This window comes from Aerococcus sp. 1KP-2016 (genome assembly GCF_002252085.1).
Taxonomy (GTDB): Bacteria; Bacillota; Bacilli; order Lactobacillales; family Aerococcaceae; genus Aerococcus.
In genome coordinates this window covers 43,651-63,494 of sequence record NZ_NEEY01000007.1, presented here as the reverse complement: position 1 = coordinate 63,494, position 19,844 = coordinate 43,651, and the positions used below count along the sequence as shown (strand labels likewise).

Sequence of the window (19,844 nt, the reverse complement as noted above, 5' to 3'; positions counted from 1 at the left end):
ATCGTGCAATTTATCGTGGCGACTTCGATGAGCCTGGTTTATCAACCGGTAATCGAGGCGCTATCCGTAAATTAAGACACAGAGGTAAAACACGCCATTCTAAAAATCACGTAGAGAGAAGAGGAAAAACCTTGATTCTTAAGCCGCTCAATAGCAAGGCTAGCATCTTCCAACGTTGCATAAAGTCCTTCTATAACTTCTCCCATAAGGTCCCCCTCAATACGTAGTAAACTTAACAAGTGAAATATGGATTCTTATATACAGCAGCGCTCTTTTTTGGAGAATTTGATAGAATTAATTTCTATTTTCGTCAGTAAAGAAGCCCCGCAGTGCAAAGGCATCATCACGTGGCTGGTAACTGATGGCTGTCCCTGCCTGTGAAATGTCTAGACGCGGGAATCTATTATTCGACAACCCATTAACCAATAAAAACGGTTCAGTCAGCGTAACCCTGATAGCGCATTCAACTAGGTGGCAAAGGTCTCGCGGGGAAAGGTATTCGGACAACCCGGATTCATCAACAATCGGGTCATGAAGGTTTTCATTGAAATTACCAATACGAATGCCAATTGATTCTTGCCCTTCTATAAAGGCGAAATAGCTGGCAAGGCTTTCTTGGTAGACTTTTGAGACACCGTACAGATCTCCTGGCCGGACTGGATCATCGATAGACACTTGCACATTTTTCGGATAGGCATTTACAGCATGAATAGAGCTTGCAAAGATAATCCGCTTAACGAAGTTCTCGTTCTTTGAGGCTTCTTTGAATAAATAGTAAGGCATCTTGTAATTCATTTCAATCAATGAATCATCAAACGCAGCATTGGGGGAAGGATTACCCGCTAAGTGGATAACATAGTCGATTCCTTCTAATAGACCCTCCCAATTTTCGCTAACGGTCAAGTCGAGCTCTTTGACGATAGTGCCCTTCAAAAGCTCCGGTCTAACATCATAGAAATTGATATCCACCAAAGTCAAATCGTAACTCTTTTTAAGATGGTTTACTAAGACTTTGCCTATGTTACCGCTTGCGCCGGTGATCATAATCTTGTCCATGGTGTAACCTCCTTGTTTTTAATAGAACAAACATCGCATTTATTCACATGAATTACTTTTCTCTAACTTTATGAAACCTCTCAGAAAAAGTCAAAAGATAACCTTTGCAAGGGTGATAGTATAGCTAAAAAATATAAGGTTATACTTAGTGGATTATAATTTTTAGAAACTGACTCGCAATGCACTGATTTTTACCGACTACATATGAGTTATTTTATGAGATTTCTAACAGCTATTCGCCGACTTGTCTATCCCCATCTCGGTCATCCATGTACGGATACAACCAATGATCACTATAAATGGGCATAGCGTACCCTGCATTTTTTGCTTCTTGGATCGTGACTTGGCCATTGCCGTTCGTATCTACAGCAGATACATCTCCTCCAGCAGTCTCGGTGGGTGTAGCGAATGTTGCTATTCCGGAACTGCCAGAAGGTGAGCTATCTTCTCTTGTTAGCCCTTGTGCTGCGTTGTATTCATCTGGGTTAATATTTTGGAATTCATCTACTACTTGGTACCCATTAATCGTATACGTGTATTTATAAGAACTTGGAACCTGTGTAGTTGTATCTGGATAGGTAATGATAGCCTCAAAATTAGTAGCCCCACCTGCTTACACAATGTTTCGTTCCATATAAGCCTGATCCCCGTGACGGTTCAGCACACTGTCTTGTGGAGTAATATTATAGGCATTGGACACACCTCCTAAGGAGTCGGCGATGACGTGCCCTTGATCAAGATTTGAATTCTCTGTAACCGAAACGTTTGCTTTCGATTTGTTGTAACGAACACCTGAGATATGGTAAGTGTCTAAGACATCTTTCAAGTACTCAGGTTCCGTACTTGCACCCATATTGAAGAATAATTGACCGATTTTCTCGTCAATAGACATGCTTGCGATTGAATCCTCAACCCACTTGATGTCTTCAGCATCTAAATTATAGGGTTGTTTCGTTAAGTCAACTTTTGCCATGTAAAATTTTCCCCTTTCAAAATAGGTAACCGCTTACTTTTTCTGGCGTAAACGTTTACAGAAATTTATTAATAAGACCGTTATAACAAGAATTTCAATAAATGGAACCCCTTTTAGAGATATTTTTCACATTTAAATAAATGCAATGCAATTTTTGCAATATTCTAACCTTTTTATAATCTTACGCATGATTTTGCCATTTTTATGGTATAATGATAATTGAAAACAAAGAAAGAGCGAGGTACTAATATGAATATCCGCGAATTAAGTATCAAGCGGGATGCCATCAAATATGTTACCGAGGCAAATACACTTCAAGATGCCTTGGACATCATGCAGGATAATAATTTCCGCTCCTTGCCCATTTTAAGCCAATCAGGGACCATGTACCGCGGAAATGTTTATCGTCAACATATATACAAACGCATTGTGAATGGTGAATCGTTAGATGTGTCCGTTACACATCATTTGAAGAATGCTACGAAATACATCTATACAAACTCTACCCTCTTCCAAACCATCTTTGCGATTAGGGATTTACCTTATATCAGTGTGTTAAATGAAGATCACACCTTCTACGGCATTCTAACCCACCGTGCCTTCGAACGAGGTTTATTTCAAGCGTGGAGTTTAGATGAAGAAGGATTTGTGCTAACCATACAAGCACGTCAAGATGATCATGGGGCAATTGCCGTCATCTCTCGCATCATCGGACGCTTCACCTCAATTAACACCGTCGTCACATCAGTTGATCCCAGAACGAATGTGTCTAACATCATTATTTCACTGAATGGTGACTGTTCACCCGCTTCACTTGAAAAAATCGTCACTAGAATCGAACGAAAAAATTACAAAGTACTGTCGGTAAACAACACCAAGTCAATCGCCCTCAGTTAACCAACACGAAAATAACCTGCCTTTCACGAAACTTATCGCGAAAAGCAGGTTATTTTTTTAGCCTTAATCTTGTAAAAATGGATTTGTTGCCTTTTCAATACCAATCTTAGTTACATCACCATGACCACTTAAGACAAGTGTTTCATCCGGTAAAGTAAACAAATGTTTTTTGATACCAGCTAGCAATGCTTCTAAGTCACCATACTCAAAGTCGGTACGTCCAATAGAACCTTTAAACAAGGTATCCCCCGCAACTACAAAGCCTTCTTCTTCAAAAATATACACTACTGATCCTGGAGAATGACCAGGTACGTGTTCACTTCTAAAATCGAAACCAGCAACTGATTGTTGACCCATATCTGCCCAGTAATGTGTTGTGGTTAATGGTTCATGCGTTTGCTTATCTGTTAACCAGTCAGCTTCTATTTCATGTTGCCATACATCAATGTTGTAACGCTCACGAATATATTCCACAGCCATCACATGGTCAAAATGCGCATGCGTCAATAAAATAGCAACTGGATTTAATTCATTTTCTTCAATGTAACGAGCGATTTCTTCGCCATCATCACCTGGGTCAATGACTAAGGTATCTTTGTTATCTTTTACGATGAAATAGGGATGTTCTTGAATTCTCCCTACAGTTAATTGGTAAATGTTCATGTAGTGATTTCCTCCACTTTGGGGTATTGACTTTTACTAGTCTGGCTTATTGTAGCAATAGTCGAATTCACTTACAAATAATTAGTCTTCCATCATTTTATGAAAATCTAAACGTTTGTCTAAATAATAGAATAATGGTGCAGTAATACCCATAATAAACAATTCACTTAAGAATGTTGTTAAGTAAGTCATCCAGAATGGTAATTGAATAACCCAGAATAATTCTAAGGCAATGATAAAAATCATGACTGAGAATATGATACTAATAATCGCTAGACGTTGTTTCGTATCTTTTGCAAAACGGAATAATTGCTCTGCTACAAGGAATGAGATTAGCGTGTGTAACGTACCAAATACGATATCATATATGCCTAATGACGCTGAGAACATCAAGTTAGATAGGAATACCCCTAACACTACGCCCCATTTGTAATCCTTGTGGAATACAGCAAGATGGTTCAAGCCTTCTGACACACGGAATTGGATAGCACCAAATCCAAATGGTTGCACAAAATACATTAATACAATGTAGATGGCTGTGACCATAGCTGAAGTCACTAATTTCTTCGTTTTCATTAATTTTTTCCTCCTAGTTTTTTTATGTTGGATTTTTCGAACAACAGTTACTAAAATACCGCAATTTTGCAATATTAACAAGAGGCAAGCCCATATTTAATCTTCATATGCAAAAAACACACGTCCGCACCAAGGTACAGTCGTGTGTTTTGTATGCTTATGATTTGTTTTGGAAGGTATTCTGGTCACTTTGGTCAACATGATTGTCGCCATAGATATGTCCAGCTTCCTCAACATAGTCTTGTTTCGATTCCACTTCATCAATAGTAATATTGTCAGAATGCTCATCTTTTACACGAGATTTTCTGATTAAACGTGGATTTACACGTTTAGACCAGAAACCACCATGGATATATTTCACATCGTATGATAGATAAAAGGCCTTAGGGTCAATTTCATCTATTGTCTTAATTAAATACACCTCATTAGCCCGTGGTGTTAAGATGGTTAGTATCAAGCGGTCGCCATCTCGGCCATAACCCACTTGAATAGTCACCCCATAACCACGCTCTCTCAAAGCATTTGCTAAGGTATGGTCATCATTTTGCACATAGACTTCCACCACTGAATAGCCCAATGCCATTTTATTTTCAATCATCATACCAACATAGATACCCACACCAAAACCTAAAGCATAGGCCAATAGATAAATTGGATTTTCCAGATATTTCATTACCATCGATAAACCAAGTGTATAGACAGTGATTTCCATCACTGCAATCACTGGGGCTACATTTCGGTAACCCCGCATGGTCATCAATGTACGAATTGTGTTGAGCATAATGTAGACTAAATTAATAAAAAAGATTTGGAGTAATAGTCCCCAATCCATCACGTCACCCTTTCATGGTCCCTCTTGGATTATTTACTTGAAGAAGGATCTAGTTTTTTCTCGATAAGGCCTAATAACCAATCGGCAAGGATAGACATTAAAGATATTGGAATCACTGCAGCGATAATAATTGAAGTACCTTGAGATGCATTGACCCCACGTTGTAATACATCACCAAGACCACCTGCACCCACAAAGGTACCAATCGTTGAAATACCGATACCTGTAATGAAGGCATTTCTAATCCCCCCCATAATTACGGATAAGGCTAATGGGAATTCAACCTGGAAAATCACTTGCCAAGGTGTCATACCCATCCCTTTACCAACATCAATCATGGTTTCATCCACACTGATCACTCCTGTATAGGTATTACGCAAAATAGGTAAGATGGAATACAAGAAGATGGTAAAGACCACTAAATTTGTACCCAAGCCCATAATCAACATTACCACTGACAAGAGTGCCAAGTTAGGAATTGTTTGGATAATATTGGCCACACCTAAAATGAAGGATGAGGTTTTACGTTTATGGACAATGAAGAAGCCTAGGGGAACTGCCACAATAATGGCAAAAATTACCCCGTAAGTGGTCATCAACAATTGACGTAAAAACTGTTCTAATAAGTACCCACCATTTTGTTGAAAGTAATATACTGTTTGTTCAAATAAATTTAACTGCGTTACATCAACCACTATTCTTCACCCCCCAATCCATTATCTGCTACAGGTTCCATATACGGTTCTGCATCTTCAAAGTAGTTATTTTCTTCTAACCAACGCTCTGCCACTACTTTTGGTTCTAATAAGTATTGGTCACTCGTAAAGTTTAATTCTTGCATTGTTTCGTTTGAAATTTGATTGGCTAATTTTTTGAAAATACCATCTAATTCAGGATATTCTGCTCGAGCCTCATTGGTCGCTACTGCCGCTCCATCATATGGTGGGAACAGTCGTTTATCATCCTCAAGTACGACTAAGTCCTCAGAAATGATACGTCCATCTGTCGAGTAACCTAAGACGACATCTACTTCTCCACTAGAAACAGCAGAATATACTAAACCAATTGTCATCGGGTATAGGTTTGGAAAATCAAAACCATACACTTCTTGAAAGGCTGGATATCCATCTCCTTCACGGTTAATCCAGGTATTATCCACACCTACTTTGACGTCGTCTGCAAGTGCTTCTAAATCAGATACTTTCTCTAAGCCATATTCTTCCGCATCTTCACGGCGTACCATAAAGGCATAAGTGTTTTCAAAACCATAGCCTGGTGTATACCAAGTCATATCAAATTGATTATCAAATTCATCGATAACTGTCTCCAAGGCTAACTCAGGATCAGTTTCAGCTTCCATCCCTAATTCTCCAGTTAAGGAAGTCCCAGTATAGTTAACTGCAGACACATTCGCATCGCCAGTAATCATAGCTTGATGGTTCATGGTAGACGATCCTAAGTTTGGAATAATATTTGTTGGATAGTCAGTATAGTGTTCGACCATACCTGCAACAATGTGCCCCATAATTTGACGTTCAGTTGTTGAACCCGATACGATGGAAATACCGGAATCTGCTGACCCACCTAAACCTGGTAATGAGCAGGCGGATAAGATTAGCGCCGCTAGTATTGACACTACTGCTGTTTTTACATTATTAAGTTTACGCAAGGGATTCAGCTCCTTCCTTTGAAGAGGTTGTCGGTGAAACCCAAGCTTCCACACGGGCCATGATGAAATCAGCTAATACAGCTAGAATAGTTACCGGAATCGTTCCACCTAAGATTAAATCAGGTCTAAACAGGTTCAAGCCATTGAAAATCATATCACCAAGGCCACCACCACCAATATATGAAGCTAGGGTTGTCCAAGCAATCACATATACCGTTGATAAACGAATACCCGCCATAATAACCGGTACCGCTAACGGTAATTGTACTTGTCGAATAATTTGACTACGGGTTAACCCCATTCCCTTCGCTGCATCAAGTAAATCTGGATTTACCTTAGACATACCAAGATAGGTATTTCTTAAAATTGGCAGCAAGGAATAAATAAATAGCGCTACAATTGCAGGCAATTTTCCTACACCTAGAATAGGTATCATTAAAGCTAACAAGGCTAGTGTAGGAATGGTTTGTAAAACTGATACGATACCAATCACTACGTTGGCTACCTTAGGCACTTGAGACAGTAAAATACCTAGTGGTACGGCTACGATAATCCCAAGGCCTAATGAGATGGCTGACATGTAAATATGTTCCCATAATAATCGAAGCAGTTCGCTACCTTGTGTTGCAAAGAACTCTTGCATTACAAATCAGCTCCTTCGCTTGTGGCGTTAATGGTTGTAGGTTCATTGGATAGGACAGGCTCATCTGTTAAATTTTCAATGTCTTCTTCATCTCCCCAAATGGAGTTGTAAACAAGATTCACTAGGGCTGAACGTGTCACCAATCCAGTTAAGCGACCATCCTTATCAACAACTGGCATGTTGGGAATACGTCCCTTCAAAATACGTGTTGCTGTATCTTGTACCAAAGCATCTTCTTGCACTGGACGAATCTTGGTGTGCATGACATCTGCAACAGAAAGATTTGAATGGGCAGACCGAGAGGCGACATCATTCAAGGTTAACAAACCTTTTAAATGGTGATCATCATCAATAACAAATAATGAATCGACACGGTGATCACGCATAACACCGATTGCTCTAGCAAGGGACATTCCCATGGTTGCTGTTAGAGGACTAGTAATCATGATTTCTTTCACAGTGATAAACTCAGTTTGTGCTTGCATTAAACGTTCTTCCCCTAAGAAACCGCGTACGTGCTCATTTGCAGGGTTACGTAAAATTTCATCTGGCGTATCATATTGAATTAATTCACCTTCATGCCATACTGCAATTCGGTCTGAAAGATTTAAAGCTTCGTCCATATCGTGCGTTACGAAGACGAAAGTTGAACCAAATTCAACTTGTAATTCTTTTACTAGTTCTTGTAGTGCTTCTCGAGTAATTGGGTCTAAGGCACCAAAAGGCTCATCCATTAACACAATTTTTGGATTAGCTGCTAATGCACGAATAACCCCAATACGTTGTTGTTGTCCACCAGATAATTCACTTGGATAACGATCTAGATACTCTAATGGTAGTTCTACACGTTCCATTAAACGTTCTGCAATTGCTCTATTTTTCTTTTCGTCCCATTTTAATAATCTTGGCACGGTCACGATGTTATCGTATACGGTCATATGTGGCATTAAACCTGTTTGTTGAATTACATATCCAATACCGCGACGTAATTTTACTGGATCAATAGCCGTCGTTGGCTCACCATCAATTAAAATTTGTCCACTCGATGGATCATGCATTCTGTTAATCATTCTTAATGCTGTTGTTTTACCAGAACCTGAAGTTCCGATGAAACATACAAATTCACCATCATCAATTGTCAGCGTGGCATCCTTTACGGCAGTCGTGCCGCCTGGATAAACCTTCTCAACATTCTTGAATTCAATCATTCATTAGTCCTCCTAATTTTTCGTTTGTGAAAAAATACCCTTTTAACCTTATCAAAATTTGAGCAAATGCCCAAATATATAGCGGTAATTCAAGTCAAAAAAGCCGACAAATCGCTCTTTTAATCACTTAACCTTTGATGTATCAAGGTATAAATTATAAGGGATTGACGGCTTTTTTCACAAATAAAATAAACTTTTCGGAATAATACAATAATTGTATTATTTTTAGTGAGGAATCTAATTTCCACTAAAGAATTAAAGTGCTTCAATAATGACAGTAGCGGTTGCATAATGCGCTGTATGGCTGATGGTCAAATGAACTTGATCTGTAAGTTTACTTGATCGAATGTAAGGTTTCCCTTGGTCATCATTTGCCACCTCAATATCATGAAAATGTAAGTGGCTAGAGATACCTGTTCCATAAGCTTTCGAAAAAGCTTCCTTAGCTGCCCAACGACCAGCCACATACTCATACCACCTTACATCATTTGAAAACGTCTCATAGACGCTTAATTCATCTGCAGTTAATACTTTGCTGACAAAGCGAGGATTACGCTCAACAGCTTGCTTAATACGCCCAATTTCTACAATATCGGACCCTAAACCAATTATCATACCTATACTTCCTCTTCATTTTCTACCTACCTAGATGGCATCTACTGCTTCCAAGTTGTTTTTCTTATTTTAGCCTATTTCATATAGGCCTGAAAGGTTTTCTTTATAAGAAAAAACCAGCTAAGTCTCAAGGATGATCCCCGAAACTTATCTGGTTTGTTCTATTGATAACTATCTAATTTTAAATTCTGCTGACTTACCCTTAGATGGTTTTCCGCCGCCTTGGCCACCTGATTTTTTACGATCATAGCTGTTACGGTTTTTATCTTTGTTGTTACCTTTGTAGCCACCTTTACGGTCACCACCACCTGAACGTTCGCCGCCGCTACGGTTACCATTGCGGTTACCTGAACGGTTACGGTTGTAGTTACGTTTTTGGCCGTTTCCACCACGGTTAGGTAATGGACGTTCTGGTGTGATTTCAACTTTAACATCAGAAGGATCTTTCACTAATGAACGAATCAAAGCGATAGCGATTTGATCTTCAGTATAGTGTTCTGATAAGTAGTTCACAGCAGCTTGGTATTTATCAGTGTCATCAACATCAGTAAGTTCTTTTACTTGTTCAACAACGTTTGATAATTGACCACGGAATGCTTCTTGTGGCGTAGGTGGACGTAGGGCAGTGATTGGTTTCTTGGTTAAGTTTTCAATCGTACGTAGGTAAGACATTTCATTACCCGTTACGAAAGTAACTGACATACCTTCTTTACCAGCACGACCTGTACGACCAATACGGTGAACGTATGATTCTGGGTCTTGTGGAATATCGAAGTTGTAAACATGTGTTACGCCGGTGATGTCTAATCCACGGGCTGCAACGTCTGTTGCGACTAAGATATCTAATTTACCATTTTTGAAGTTACGTAAAACGCCTAAACGTTTTTCTTGACTCAAGTCACCGTGAATACCTTCAGCAGAGTAACCACGTTCGATTAAACCACGTGCTACTTCGTCAACACGACGTTTTGTACGTGCAAAGACGATTGATAGATCTGGATTTTGAACATCTATAAATTGTGTTAATAAATCGAATTTTTCATAATCTTTACAACGAGTGTAGTATTGATCGATTAAGTCAGCAGTCATCTCTTTTGCTTCAACGTGAACACTAACTGGGTTCTTCATGAAGTGGTCAGCAATACGTTTAATTTCTTTAGGTACTGTTGCTGAGAATAATAATGTTTGACGTTCAGTTGGTAATTCACGAATAATTGATTCAATATCTTCGATGAATCCCATTTTTAACATTTCATCTGCTTCATCTAAAACCAATGTTTCCACATTGTTTAATTTTAGAATACCACGTTTGATTAGTCTAAGATACGACCTGGTGTACCGATTACAACTGGTGGGTTTTTCTTCAATAACTTGATTTGACCACCGATTGATGCACCACCGTAAACAGTAGTTGTGTGCACGCCTTTGAATTTACCTAAACGGTATAATTCTTCACCTGTTTGAACAGCTAACTCACGTGTTGGTTCAATAATCAAGGCTTGTACACTAGTATTGTCATTGATTTTTTCTAACAAAGGCAAACCAAAGGCTGCTGTTTTACCAGTACCTGTTTGCGCTTGTCCAAAGATATCTTGCCCCTCAAGTGCCATCGGAATTGTTTGTGCTTGGATGGGTGTTGCTTCCTCAAAACCCATTTCTTCGACTGCGCGAAGCACTGGCTTTGATAGATTCATTTCATTAAATTTCATCTAGTCTCTCCTTTTTCTACTTGAGTGAACTATTTATCTGTGAAAAATTTTCTCACATAACAAAAATAGTCGAGTATGCCAAATGCACCAGGCTCGACTATTTCTCATTTGATATTTATTACGTTGGTAGTAGACATTTCTACTACTCCTCTAAACATACTCAAGCTAGTACAATATAGCATAGATACTTCAAATGCACAAATGAAATCACCTTGAAATTCAAGACTTTTCATAACTTTGTGAATGTTAACCTATAAATGAAGCCGTCATCATTCTTGTTCTGATGATACTCTTAACGCTTCCACAACTTCGATTAATCCCATCCCATTACTTGCCTTAATTAAAATTTTATCTTCCGGTTCTAGAATGGCTTTGACCTGTTCAATCAAGGCATCCTTATCCGTTTCGATATGCGTAATGTTACTTGGATCAACACCTTTTTGTACTAAAGCATCCATCAACGGACGAATACGTGGGCCGAATAGGAAAATATGTTTAAAAATATTCAACCCAATCACTGTCGCAATTTCCCCATGTAATTCATCGGAGAATGTACCCAGTTCCAACATATCCCCTAAAATGAGAATTTTCTGTGCGCTACCTTTAGTAGGAATCGCTGAGAAATTACGGATAACAGCTTCATTGCAGAAGGACTGGCATTGTAAGTATCGTTCAAGATTTGGGTATCTAAAATACCACGTTCCCAAGCTCCACGATTAGCCGTCATTGAGAAATCAGCTAAATTAGCACGTACTTGTTCCATTGATAAACCTAAACTATAGGCAATAGCAAGTGCTGATAAGGCATTTTGTACATTGTAACCACCTGATAAAGGAATTTCCATTTTTAATTCAGGGGATAAATTCGTAAATAAAGTCGAACGGAATTGATCCATCGTTACATCAAAGGCGAAGATATCTTGTTGATCATCTAAACCAATCGTTAACGTCGATTGTGGCATATCTTGTGGCATTTGATTGACGATTAACGTTTCATCGCCAGGATAAATGAAGGTGCCCTCTTCTTTCAAGCCATCCAAAATTTCTAATTTGGCCTTGGCGATATTGGCACGCGAGCCCAAGAATTCAATATGATTTTCACCAATCATGGTAATGACAGCCACATCCGGTTTGGCCAATTTACTTAGGAAGGAAATCTCACCCGCAGCTGACATGCCCATCTCAAGTACGATAACATCTGTATCTTCAGGCATATCCAAAATTGTTTTAGGTAACCCAATGTCATTATTGTAGTTGCCATTTGTTTTGTGTACCTTTAGCGCTGTTGATAGAACAGCCGCCGTCATATCTTTGGTAGTTGTTTTACCAGAAGAACCCGTAATACCTACGACTTTTGGATCAATCCATGCTAAATATGCGGCTGCAAATTTTTGCATGGCAACCAGGGTATCTTCAACTAGGATGATAGGAAAACCAACAGGTGCTTGTTCAGCTGTATTAGACCATAATGCTGCAACAGCACCATTTTCAATGGCTTTGTCAATGTAGCTGTGACCATCAGTTTCGCCTTTTAAGGGCACGAACAAACTGCCTGGTGTCACTAAACGGGAATCAAATTCCACGGAAGTGATCTCTTCAAATCTGGCCGCTGATGTAAAATCAATGGCCCCAACGGCTTTTACGATATCTTTAATTTGTGTGGGTTTCATAACTACCTCTCTAACTATGAACTTGCGCTAAATGCAGCGGCTACGAGTGCCAACAGCATAGGGATTGGTTCATCTTAGCGTTCTATAGCTTCTGTTTGTGTCTGAGTTACGCTTGCATCGATTATTTTGATAGCTCGCTTTTATAATTCAAATGCTTTTTGAATACTTTGTTTCTTATTATATCTGTTCAAGGCTAATTGAATCAATTCTTCAATCAATTCGTCAAAGCCTTTGCCTGATGCTTCCCATAACGATGGGTACATTGAGAATTGTGTAAATCCTGGTAAAGTATTCACTTCATTGATATAAATGTCCCCGTCTTTGGTTAAGAAGAAGTCAGCACGTGACAAGCCTGAGCCGTCCAATACAAGATAGGCTTCCTTAGCATAAGCCTGTAATTTAGCTACAGTTTCATCATCGATTTTGGCAGGGATAATCATTTCTGTGGTGTTATTGATATATTTTTCATCGTAATCATAGAAACCTTGTTCCTTACCTAGTTCACCTGGCACTGAAACGAAAACTTCTTCATTTCCTAGAACAGCTAACTCAACTTCACGTGGATTTTCAACGCTAGCTTCTACCAAGACGCGACGGTCAAACCGGAAGGCAAGTGCTAATGCTGCTTTTAATTCAGCAGCATCTGTTGCTTGAGAAATCCCTACACTTGATCCCATGTTTGCTGGTTTAACGAATACTGGATAAGTTAGGCTCTCTGTTACTTTTGCAACAGCAGCATCTGCATCATTCTCCCATTCAAAAGCATTTAACGTTGTGAATGGTACTTGTGGTAAGCCAACTTGATTAAATAAGTGTTTTGAGACAATCTTGTCCATACCCGCTGCCGAAGCAAGTACACCTGCTCCTACATAGGCAACATTTAAGGTTTCAAATAAACCTTGGATCGTACCATCTTCACCGTTAGGTCCGTGAAGCGCTGGGAAAATCACTTGATCCTTGTCCTCGTTTAGGATATCTGTTGGTACAACAGCATGGCCATTTTCAGCTTGATTAAAACGTAGGTTGATATCAGCTGCCGGCTTTTCGCTCAAGTTTGGTCCTGCAAACCAGTGACCATTTATATCGATGTAAACTGGTGTAACTGTATGTACATCATATTGAATATGTTGGATAATCGAAGTTGCGGTTAAGACTGAGATGTCATGTTCCGCACTCTTGCCGCCGTATAATACGATAATTTCCATTGATAAATGCCTCCATTATTAAATTGAATATTTTTGACCTGGATTATGCTTCAAAATTCCAGCTTGCTTCTTTTATGTCATAGATTAGTGTACCAAATAATGGTTGTTTTGCCTTGTCGGCTTCCACAAAACGTGGATTGTCTTCTGCTAAATAAACATGGAAGACGCGTTGATTCGGTCCCATATCAGCCCGTCCCTCAAACGTAATCGCTATACCATCATGACTTAACCGCGCTAAGTGACTCAAGATTGGTTTACTTGGAATCGACACTGGTTTACTTGGTGACGTTACGGTCTTCTTGCGAAAAACGAATAACGGCTTTTGTTCCTTCAAGTCTTCTGCCACCCGTTCGGCTAAAACATAGCCCAATTGTTTGGAAAAATCATGAATATCACGGTAATACATTTTGGTCGTTGGAAATGAATTCGGATAGGTCGACCCAAAAAATGTATAGCGATTTCCTAATTTATAAAAGGTTGGTTGATTTAAAGGTGAATCTGTATGGCCTAGAAATAATAATTCTGCAATTTCTTGGTCGGATAACTGTTGGAAAAGTGACTCATATTTAAAGTCAATCCATTTCGTCTTCGCCTGTTTGCTACCTTCTTGGGATTCGATAAAGTCTTTGACCTCTTCTGTACCACTAACAATATGAAAACGAGAAAATTCATCAAAGCGTCCCAAATTTTTAGGATTCTTGATTAGTAACAAGTGATTTGGTAATGTTGTTACTGCAGTCGTAAAATATTTCAAGCCCACCCCTAAAGACTGAACTTGGTTAGAGATTGGGTTTGTAAAAATGTAAATATAATCATTTGTCACAGATGTGCACCTCTTATTCCAAATTATATTTTAACAAATTACATATCAAAACACTATCATTCATCTGGTAAAAGCTTTAAAATACCAATGACTCATAGGAAAATCTATAAGGAGGTTCTTACATGCATTTACTTGCATCTCCATTGCAAAAACAATTTTACACTTATTTACCCAAATCACCAATATATAAAACATATTCCGTGGCTGATTTACCCGTTGCCTACCATAATTTAGTCAATCACCAAAACGGTGGCTATACTTCCAAGAGTTATGTACCAACCAATACCCCCACTGAAGATGCTTTAAATGCGGTCTATATTCCCTATATCGCGGGTATGTTTGAACAACAAATTACCGCCGACTACCATATCCCGAGCATTACGCGACAAGAAGATTTCAAACATCGGATGCATGTACCAGATACAGGCATCATCTTCTATGAAGACCAGGATCGACTAGCCTATATGGATTATACACATGCCCCTAGCGGTAACCAACCATCTGTTGTGTATATGAATGTTGGTTTAGGGCAACAAATTACACTAGCGGAAACTTTTGATGATTTCATCGCCATGTTTGAAGACCGTTACCTAGGTAATCCTGCGCCAACCTTAATTTCTTATCACCGCATCAATGCCGCCATCTTACGTGAATCATCCTATGAAAATATCAATTATTTAATTGATACATACGGTTTATTCTTAAGCAAAGAATGGCAAAACGACTGGCGACAATTAATAGCGCATTATCTGGACAAACCCTTTCACCAGTTCCAAGAAAGCATCCTGGCATATAGCCAAACACACGAACTCCTATTATAGGGATAGGATGAGAGCAATAGCGGTCAGCCCTCAACTGGTGGAAGGTGAATGAAGGTGATGACGCTAGTCATCGACTAGTTCATCTGAAGCAGGCAGAGGGTTGCTATTGCGAACTCGACTACAGGATGAAAGCGCGGGCGTTTAGACAGGTAGCACTGGAGGGAATATGCAGTAGCAAGTGCAACTTGCTGCAAATATTTCCGAAGTGGAGACCTGTCTGCCCAAGCGAACTCGACTAAACAGGATGAGAGGACCGACGCTCAGAAAGGCACCGGTGGAAGATTAGGGCAGACGGTGACGCTAGTCATCGGCAATCTAATCTGAAGCGCAGGCCTTTCTGAAGGTCCGAACTCAACTTTATAGGATGTGAGCAATAGCGGTCAGCCCTCAACTGGTGTAAGGTGAATGAAGGTGATGACGCTAGTCATCGACTAGTTCATCTGAAGCAGGCAGAGGGTTGCTATTGCGAACTCGACTATAGGATGTGAGCGCCTTTCTGGAGGTTGGAAATCATCATTACAGAATGTGAATAAAAGCGGTTGGAACCTTTAGTCCCAACCGCTTTTGCTGTATTGTGAACGAGCTCATTATAGAATAATTTGAGATACTAGAAAATAATGCGAAATTTTATAGTATAAAATTTCATACTATAAATAAATGACCAATATTATTAAATGACAGCTCGTTCTTTATAAATCATAAAATCTATCAACTATGGGAAAATATATTATAAAAAAAGAACATATTTTACAGAACCGCTATTTATTCTTGATAAAAACGCCAAAAATTATAGAATGACAGTCCCATTCTAGAATCGCAGTTTTTTTAACTAGTATAGGACAACTATCCCTCGGTAATGCTCTTGTGTTTTTTCTCCTTTTTTATTTGCGGTCTAATCGACACAGGTTTTCCGAGCGATTTAAGATTGAGTACTCAATCGACTAGAGTATAAAAATAGCCCGCTTCGACCAAAATCGAAGTAGGCTATTTACTTTATTTAAAATATCCTTGCATCTCTGGACTTGCATCTTCAAATGCAACTGTTTCTACTAGTGTTCCTTGTACAATTCGGCGTTGTGTTAAATCAGCCGTACATGTTTGTAGGGTAATAATAGGATCCCCTTCAACCTCTTGAGAAATATATTGGACTTGATCTGGATTCACGTCTTCAACGAAGAATGCATCGTACACATATATATTTTCTAAGTCGGTTAAGTATATTTTATCCCCAACCGAAACTGAATCTGTAATATTATTGAGCAAAATGTCTGTCCCATAACCGATATGGTGACTGGCCAAAGTATAATTCCCTTGCCCCATAACTTGATCAGGGTACATGGTGCCGGCTCCAGAAACTAAGGCCGCGTCTGACATTCCTTTGATAACTGTTGTTTTCAAATTAGCTGTTGGAATTGCTACTGCACCCAAGACTTCTAACCCGGCTTTTCCCGATTTAATATCTTGACGGATTTCATTGACCTCTGCTGCAGAAACATTCCGCACTTCATTAAAATCAAACTGGCCACTTGATGTATCTTCCTCGTTTGCTTGAATTTCCTCTGCGGTAAATTTCTCAATCGCAACATCATTCTGATTGAAATACACTTGTAGTAAAGGTCGCAATTGCAAACCAACCAAGCCTATCCCTAGAACGATTAACGCAAGACCTACAATTCTACGCCATCCCCATTTTTTCAATATTTCCGACACCTCTTCGACTTTATCTTTGTCTCTATTATGGCATAACTCATTTGACAGAGCTATGAAAAATTCGTTTCAAAAAATGTATTCACAGGACTAATTTTGATTTGTACCCATATTTTCCACAAGGATGTGAAAAAGCTGTGCTTATATATCAAGTTTTCAACCGTTTTTACAATAGTTACCCACAAACTGTGTATAACTATCTGGATTTGTGCACAAGTTTTTCCTTATTTATCCCCAGTTATACACATACTTATCCCCAATTGTGTATTTCCCCACAGAAATATATACGTTTTACCCAAAATCATGGGATATTTGTGTATATTTCTGAAATTTCGGGCTTTAACCGCCGACACTTATACACACGCTATCCCAAAATGGTTCGCCAAATAAAAAAAACGACACACAAGTTTACACTTGAGTGCCGCTTTTGTTCACATTCTGTTAAGTCGAGTTCGGAATAGTTCACATCATGAAGTTGAGTTCGATTGGGCAGACAGGTCTCCACTTCAGAGATATTTGCAGCGAGTTTCACTCGCCACTGCATATCTCTTCCAGCGCTACCTATCTGAACGCCCGCGCTCACATCCTAGATTATGTATTCACCGATTCTATTCCAGTTTTTGTCATGCAAGATAATTCGTGCAGGGACACCAACTGCTGTGGCATATGGTGGCACATCATGGATGACAACCGCATTGGCGCCTACTTTGGCATGGTGACCGACTGTCACATTACCCAGAATAGTTGCATTGGCACCAATTTCAGCGTCATGTTTAATGGTTGGATGACGTTTCGCACCCTTGTCGTTACCCGTACCACCAAGTGTTACGCCGTGGTAGAGCTTTACACGATCGCCAACAATAGCTGTTTCGCCAATTACAATACCCATGCCATGGTCAATAAAGACATTTTCACCGATTTGTGCACCAGGATGAATTTCAATACCTGTTTCCTTGCGCGTTGCTTCAGCTTCTAAACGAGCTTCGTAGTATTGCTCTTGCAAGTACAAGTCGTGTGCCGCTTTGTGGCGAATAATTGCCTGGAAGCCAGGGTAAAGAAAGACTTCTTCTACTGAATGCGGTGCAGGATCGTGGTCATAAATATATTGGGCTAGATCTCGATGTTCTTCGTTCAGTTTCTTACTTAGCACTTCCGTCACCGAAGAATCCAGTTGATAGGTAACGTTCACCTGAATCTGGGAATACAGTTACGACAACTTTACCTTTACCTAATTCTTTTGCTAAACGAGTAGCAGCAACATAGTTTGCACCAGATGAAATACCAGCGAAGATACCTTGTGTTTTCGCTACTTCAATCGCTGCATTAATCGCATCGTCGTTAGAAATTGTTACGACTTTGTCTAATACATTTTGGTCTAATACGTCAGGAATAAAGTTTGCACCAATACCTTGAATTTTGTGAGAACCTGCTTTACCTTCTGATAATAAAGGAGAGTCAGTAGGTTCGCCACCCCAGACAACAGTTTCAGCGTTCGCTTCTTTTAAGACGTGACCTACACCCGAAACAGTACCACCAGTACCGATACCAGCAACGAAACCGTCAACGTTTGGTAAGTCTGCAAGAATTTCTTTGGCTGTCGTTTCTTCATGAGCAGTGATGTTAGCAGCGTTTGTAAATTGTCCAAAGACTACTCCACCACGTTCTTCAGCGATTTGTTTAGCAGTATCACCAGCTAATTTCATACCACCAGCTTTATCTGTTAAAACAAGTTCAGCACCGTAAGCCGCAATCAATTGACGACGTTCAATACTCATTGATTCAGGCATAACGATAACAATGTTTAAGCCTAAAGCTGCACCAACCATCGCTAAACCAACACCAGTGTTACCTGAAGTAGATTCAACAATTGTACCGCCTTTTTCAATTTTGCCAGAATTTAATAAATCTTGAACGATATATTTTACTGGACGGTCCTTGATAGAACCAGATGGGTTATTCTTTTCTAATTTGACATAGATGTCTGCAGAATCTTCATCTAAACCATTAATCTTTACTAGGGGTGTGTAACCAATTGCATCTACAATATTTTCAAATAACATAATATCCCTCCAAGAATTCTTATCACTTATATTTGCTGTTACTCGAATGTTACCCTTTTCAAAAAGCTTGGTCAATCACTTTGCTCAACCTAGCATAATCGATTTTCGAAGTGCCTTGATATCCACTAACTATCACCTTGAAACTTGTAGGCCAAACTAACAAGTGTATAATACAAGTACTACATCAACGGAGGTTACATATGGACATTAGATACGCACAACCCCAAGATATTGACGATATTTTACATTTATTAGGCCAAGTAAATCTGATTCACCATCTCGGCCGGCCAGATATCTTTAAGAAGGCAACCAAATATACCCGCGACCAACTCGAAAAACTCATAAAAGACGAGCGGCGACCTATTCTAGTAGCCGTTGAAAACAATCATGTACTTGGCTACATGTTCGGTATCTTCGAAATTACCCATGGTGACAACATTTTAATCGATGACAAAACCCTATATATCGACGATATCTGTGTCGACGAAAACGCCCGTGGCCAACACGTAGGCCAAACCCTATATGAAGCCACCAAAAATTTTGCCCGCGAACACGGCTGCCGTCGCATCACACTAAACGTCTGGTCCTTTAACGATAGCGCAAAATTATTTTATGAAAAGATGGGCATGCACCCCTTAAAAACCACTCTCGAAGATGTGTTATAATGCTAATCAAAAAATCGCTTGGACCTAGTGGCCAAGCGATTTTTCCTTTACAT

20 protein-coding genes and 4 pseudogenes are annotated in these 19,844 nt (G+C 39.4%); 6 read left to right on the top strand and 18 right to left on the bottom strand.

The annotated features are described in order from the left end of the window. Positions 1 to 158 (top strand): annotated as a pseudogene (locus B9P78_RS02810) (IS30 family transposase); the annotation flags it as partial. Positions 159 to 294: 136 nt separating this feature from the next. Here B9P78_RS02810 and B9P78_RS02805 read toward each other — a convergent pair. After that, complete coding sequence (locus B9P78_RS02805; RefSeq protein WP_094518041.1) at positions 295 to 1,056, bottom strand: NAD(P)-dependent oxidoreductase; 762 nt, start codon at positions 1,054 to 1,056, stop codon at positions 295 to 297. A gap of 8 nt (positions 1,057 to 1,064) precedes the next feature. Here B9P78_RS02805 and B9P78_RS10645 point away from each other — a divergent pair. Both B9P78_RS10645 and B9P78_RS10025 read left to right on the top strand, forming a co-directional pair. Continuing rightward, a pseudogene (locus B9P78_RS10645) lies at positions 1,065 to 1,130 on the top strand (hypothetical protein); the annotation flags it as partial. 225 nt (positions 1,131 to 1,355) lie between these two features. Continuing rightward, positions 1,356 to 1,601, top strand: coding sequence for a hypothetical protein (locus B9P78_RS10025; protein ID WP_233487670.1), 246 nt, complete (start codon positions 1,356 to 1,358; stop codon positions 1,599 to 1,601). Between the two features lie 68 nt (positions 1,602 to 1,669). Here B9P78_RS10025 and B9P78_RS10640 read toward each other — a convergent pair whose 3' ends face one another. Continuing rightward, positions 1,670 to 2,029: a DNA/RNA non-specific endonuclease gene (locus tag B9P78_RS10640; RefSeq protein ID WP_369824324.1), complete on the bottom strand. Its 360-nt coding sequence runs from the start codon at positions 2,027 to 2,029 to the stop codon at positions 1,670 to 1,672. Positions 2,030 to 2,278: 249 nt separating this feature from the next. Between B9P78_RS10640 and cbpA the strand changes: the two genes are divergently transcribed. Next, complete coding sequence (gene cbpA / locus B9P78_RS02795; protein ID WP_094518040.1) at positions 2,279 to 2,926, top strand: cyclic di-AMP binding protein CbpA; 648 nt, start codon at positions 2,279 to 2,281, stop codon at positions 2,924 to 2,926. 63 nt (positions 2,927 to 2,989) lie between these two features. Here the strand turns inward: cbpA and B9P78_RS02790 are convergent, their stop codons facing one another. The 13 genes and pseudogenes from B9P78_RS02790 to B9P78_RS02735 all read right to left on the bottom strand — a co-directional run bounded on the left by B9P78_RS02790 (position 2,990) and on the right by B9P78_RS02735 (position 14,538). Then, positions 2,990 to 3,589 (bottom strand): MBL fold metallo-hydrolase, encoded by a 600-nt coding sequence (locus B9P78_RS02790; protein WP_094518039.1) that lies wholly within the window; start codon positions 3,587 to 3,589, stop codon positions 2,990 to 2,992. Positions 3,590 to 3,670: 81 nt separating this feature from the next. After that, positions 3,671 to 4,165, bottom strand: coding sequence for a QueT transporter family protein (locus B9P78_RS02785; protein ID WP_094518038.1), 495 nt, complete (start codon positions 4,163 to 4,165; stop codon positions 3,671 to 3,673). A 313-nt stretch (positions 4,166 to 4,478) separates the two neighbouring features. Beyond that, positions 4,479 to 4,997 (bottom strand): annotated as a pseudogene (locus B9P78_RS02780) (DUF2179 domain-containing protein); the annotation flags it as partial. A gap of 29 nt (positions 4,998 to 5,026) precedes the next feature. Further along, positions 5,027 to 5,692, bottom strand: a complete 666-nt coding sequence (locus B9P78_RS02775; RefSeq protein WP_094518036.1) for an ABC transporter permease — start codon at positions 5,690 to 5,692, stop codon at positions 5,027 to 5,029. Beyond that, a complete protein-coding gene (locus tag B9P78_RS02770; protein WP_094518044.1) occupies positions 5,692 to 6,675 on the bottom strand; it encodes an osmoprotectant ABC transporter substrate-binding protein in 984 nt (327 codons plus the stop codon). The genes B9P78_RS02775 and B9P78_RS02770 overlap by 1 nt, the downstream gene beginning before the upstream one ends. After that, entirely contained in the window at positions 6,659 to 7,309 is a 651-nt protein-coding gene (locus B9P78_RS02765) for an ABC transporter permease (RefSeq protein ID WP_094518035.1), read from the bottom strand. Before B9P78_RS02765 ends, B9P78_RS02770 begins: the two co-directional genes overlap by 17 nt. Beyond that, a complete protein-coding gene (locus B9P78_RS02760) occupies positions 7,309 to 8,517 on the bottom strand; it encodes an ABC transporter ATP-binding protein (protein WP_094518034.1) in 1,209 nt (402 codons plus the stop codon). Before B9P78_RS02760 ends, B9P78_RS02765 begins: the two co-directional genes overlap by 1 nt. A 255-nt stretch (positions 8,518 to 8,772) precedes the next feature. Further along, positions 8,773 to 9,132, bottom strand: coding sequence for a holo-ACP synthase (gene acpS / locus B9P78_RS02755; protein ID WP_094518033.1), 360 nt, complete (start codon positions 9,130 to 9,132; stop codon positions 8,773 to 8,775). A gap of 171 nt (positions 9,133 to 9,303) precedes the next feature. Beyond that, positions 9,304 to 10,841, bottom strand: a pseudogene (locus tag B9P78_RS02750) (DEAD/DEAH box helicase). 269 nt (positions 10,842 to 11,110) lie between these two features. Continuing rightward, positions 11,111 to 11,410, bottom strand: a complete 300-nt coding sequence (locus tag B9P78_RS10010; RefSeq protein WP_233487669.1) for a hypothetical protein — start codon at positions 11,408 to 11,410, stop codon at positions 11,111 to 11,113. A gap of 5 nt (positions 11,411 to 11,415) precedes the next feature. Beyond that, a complete protein-coding gene (murF, locus tag B9P78_RS02745) occupies positions 11,416 to 12,510 on the bottom strand; it encodes a UDP-N-acetylmuramoyl-tripeptide--D-alanyl-D-alanine ligase (RefSeq protein ID WP_233487668.1) in 1,095 nt (364 codons plus the stop codon). A gap of 140 nt (positions 12,511 to 12,650) precedes the next feature. Next, on the bottom strand, positions 12,651 to 13,715 hold the full coding sequence (locus B9P78_RS02740; protein ID WP_094518032.1) for a D-alanine--D-alanine ligase: 1,065 nt from the start codon (positions 13,713 to 13,715) through the stop codon (positions 12,651 to 12,653). Positions 13,716 to 13,758: 43 nt separating this feature from the next. Further along, a complete protein-coding gene (locus B9P78_RS02735; RefSeq protein ID WP_094518031.1) occupies positions 13,759 to 14,538 on the bottom strand; it encodes a hypothetical protein in 780 nt (259 codons plus the stop codon). Between the two features lie 122 nt (positions 14,539 to 14,660). Between B9P78_RS02735 and B9P78_RS02730 the strand changes: the two genes are divergently transcribed. Next, complete coding sequence (locus B9P78_RS02730; RefSeq protein ID WP_094518030.1) at positions 14,661 to 15,359, top strand: SMI1/KNR4 family protein; 699 nt, start codon at positions 14,661 to 14,663, stop codon at positions 15,357 to 15,359. A gap of 993 nt (positions 15,360 to 16,352) precedes the next feature. Here the strand turns inward: B9P78_RS02730 and B9P78_RS02725 are convergent. The 3 genes from B9P78_RS02725 to cysK form a co-directional block, all read right to left on the bottom strand. Beyond that, the gene (locus B9P78_RS02725; protein WP_094518029.1) at positions 16,353 to 17,057 is read right to left on the bottom strand and encodes a class A sortase; all 705 of its coding nucleotides are present in this window, start codon (positions 17,055 to 17,057) and stop codon (positions 16,353 to 16,355) included. A 595-nt stretch (positions 17,058 to 17,652) separates the two neighbouring features. Next, on the bottom strand, positions 17,653 to 18,216 hold the full coding sequence (gene epsC / locus B9P78_RS02720; RefSeq protein ID WP_094518043.1) for a serine O-acetyltransferase EpsC: 564 nt from the start codon (positions 18,214 to 18,216) through the stop codon (positions 17,653 to 17,655). Next, complete coding sequence (gene cysK, locus B9P78_RS02715) at positions 18,206 to 19,126, bottom strand: cysteine synthase A (RefSeq protein ID WP_094518028.1); 921 nt, start codon at positions 19,124 to 19,126, stop codon at positions 18,206 to 18,208. Before cysK ends, epsC begins: the two co-directional genes overlap by 11 nt. 200 nt (positions 19,127 to 19,326) lie before the next feature. On the opposite strand from cysK, the gene B9P78_RS02710 reads away from it, so the two are divergent. Continuing rightward, entirely contained in the window at positions 19,327 to 19,791 is a 465-nt protein-coding gene (locus B9P78_RS02710) for a GNAT family N-acetyltransferase (RefSeq protein ID WP_094518027.1), read from the top strand. Positions 19,792 to 19,844 lie beyond the last annotated feature (53 nt).

Bases quoted from the DNA above. Each gene is read 5' to 3' on its own strand.
- B9P78_RS02805 (WP_094518041.1), bottom strand. From the start codon at position 1,056: ATGGACAAGATTATGATCACCGGCGCAAGCGGTAACATAGGCAAAGTC.
- B9P78_RS10025 (WP_233487670.1), top strand. From the start codon at position 1,356: ATGGGCATAGCGTACCCTGCATTTTTTGCTTCTTGGATCGTGACTTGG.
- B9P78_RS10640 (WP_369824324.1), bottom strand. From the start codon at position 2,029: ATGGCAAAAGTTGACTTAACGAAACAACCCTATAATTTAGATGCTGAA.
- cbpA (WP_094518040.1), top strand. From the start codon at position 2,279: ATGAATATCCGCGAATTAAGTATCAAGCGGGATGCCATCAAATATGTT.
- B9P78_RS02790 (WP_094518039.1), bottom strand. From the start codon at position 3,589: ATGAACATTTACCAATTAACTGTAGGGAGAATTCAAGAACATCCCTAT.
- B9P78_RS02785 (WP_094518038.1), bottom strand. From the start codon at position 4,165: ATGAAAACGAAGAAATTAGTGACTTCAGCTATGGTCACAGCCATCTAC.
- B9P78_RS02765 (WP_094518035.1), bottom strand. From the start codon at position 7,309: ATGCAAGAGTTCTTTGCAACACAAGGTAGCGAACTGCTTCGATTATTA.
- B9P78_RS02760 (WP_094518034.1), bottom strand. From the start codon at position 8,517: ATGATTGAATTCAAGAATGTTGAGAAGGTTTATCCAGGCGGCACGACT.
- acpS (WP_094518033.1), bottom strand. From the start codon at position 9,132: ATGATAATTGGTTTAGGGTCCGATATTGTAGAAATTGGGCGTATTAAG.
- B9P78_RS10010 (WP_233487669.1), bottom strand. From the start codon at position 11,410: ATGTTGGAACTGGGTACATTCTCCGATGAATTACATGGGGAAATTGCG.
- murF (WP_233487668.1), bottom strand. From the start codon at position 12,510: ATGAAACCCACACAAATTAAAGATATCGTAAAAGCCGTTGGGGCCATT.
- B9P78_RS02740 (WP_094518032.1), bottom strand. From the start codon at position 13,715: ATGGAAATTATCGTATTATACGGCGGCAAGAGTGCGGAACATGACATC.
- B9P78_RS02730 (WP_094518030.1), top strand. From the start codon at position 14,661: ATGCATTTACTTGCATCTCCATTGCAAAAACAATTTTACACTTATTTA.
- cysK (WP_094518028.1), bottom strand. From the start codon at position 19,126: ATGTTATTTGAAAATATTGTAGATGCAATTGGTTACACACCCCTAGTA.
- B9P78_RS02710 (WP_094518027.1), top strand. From the start codon at position 19,327: ATGGACATTAGATACGCACAACCCCAAGATATTGACGATATTTTACAT.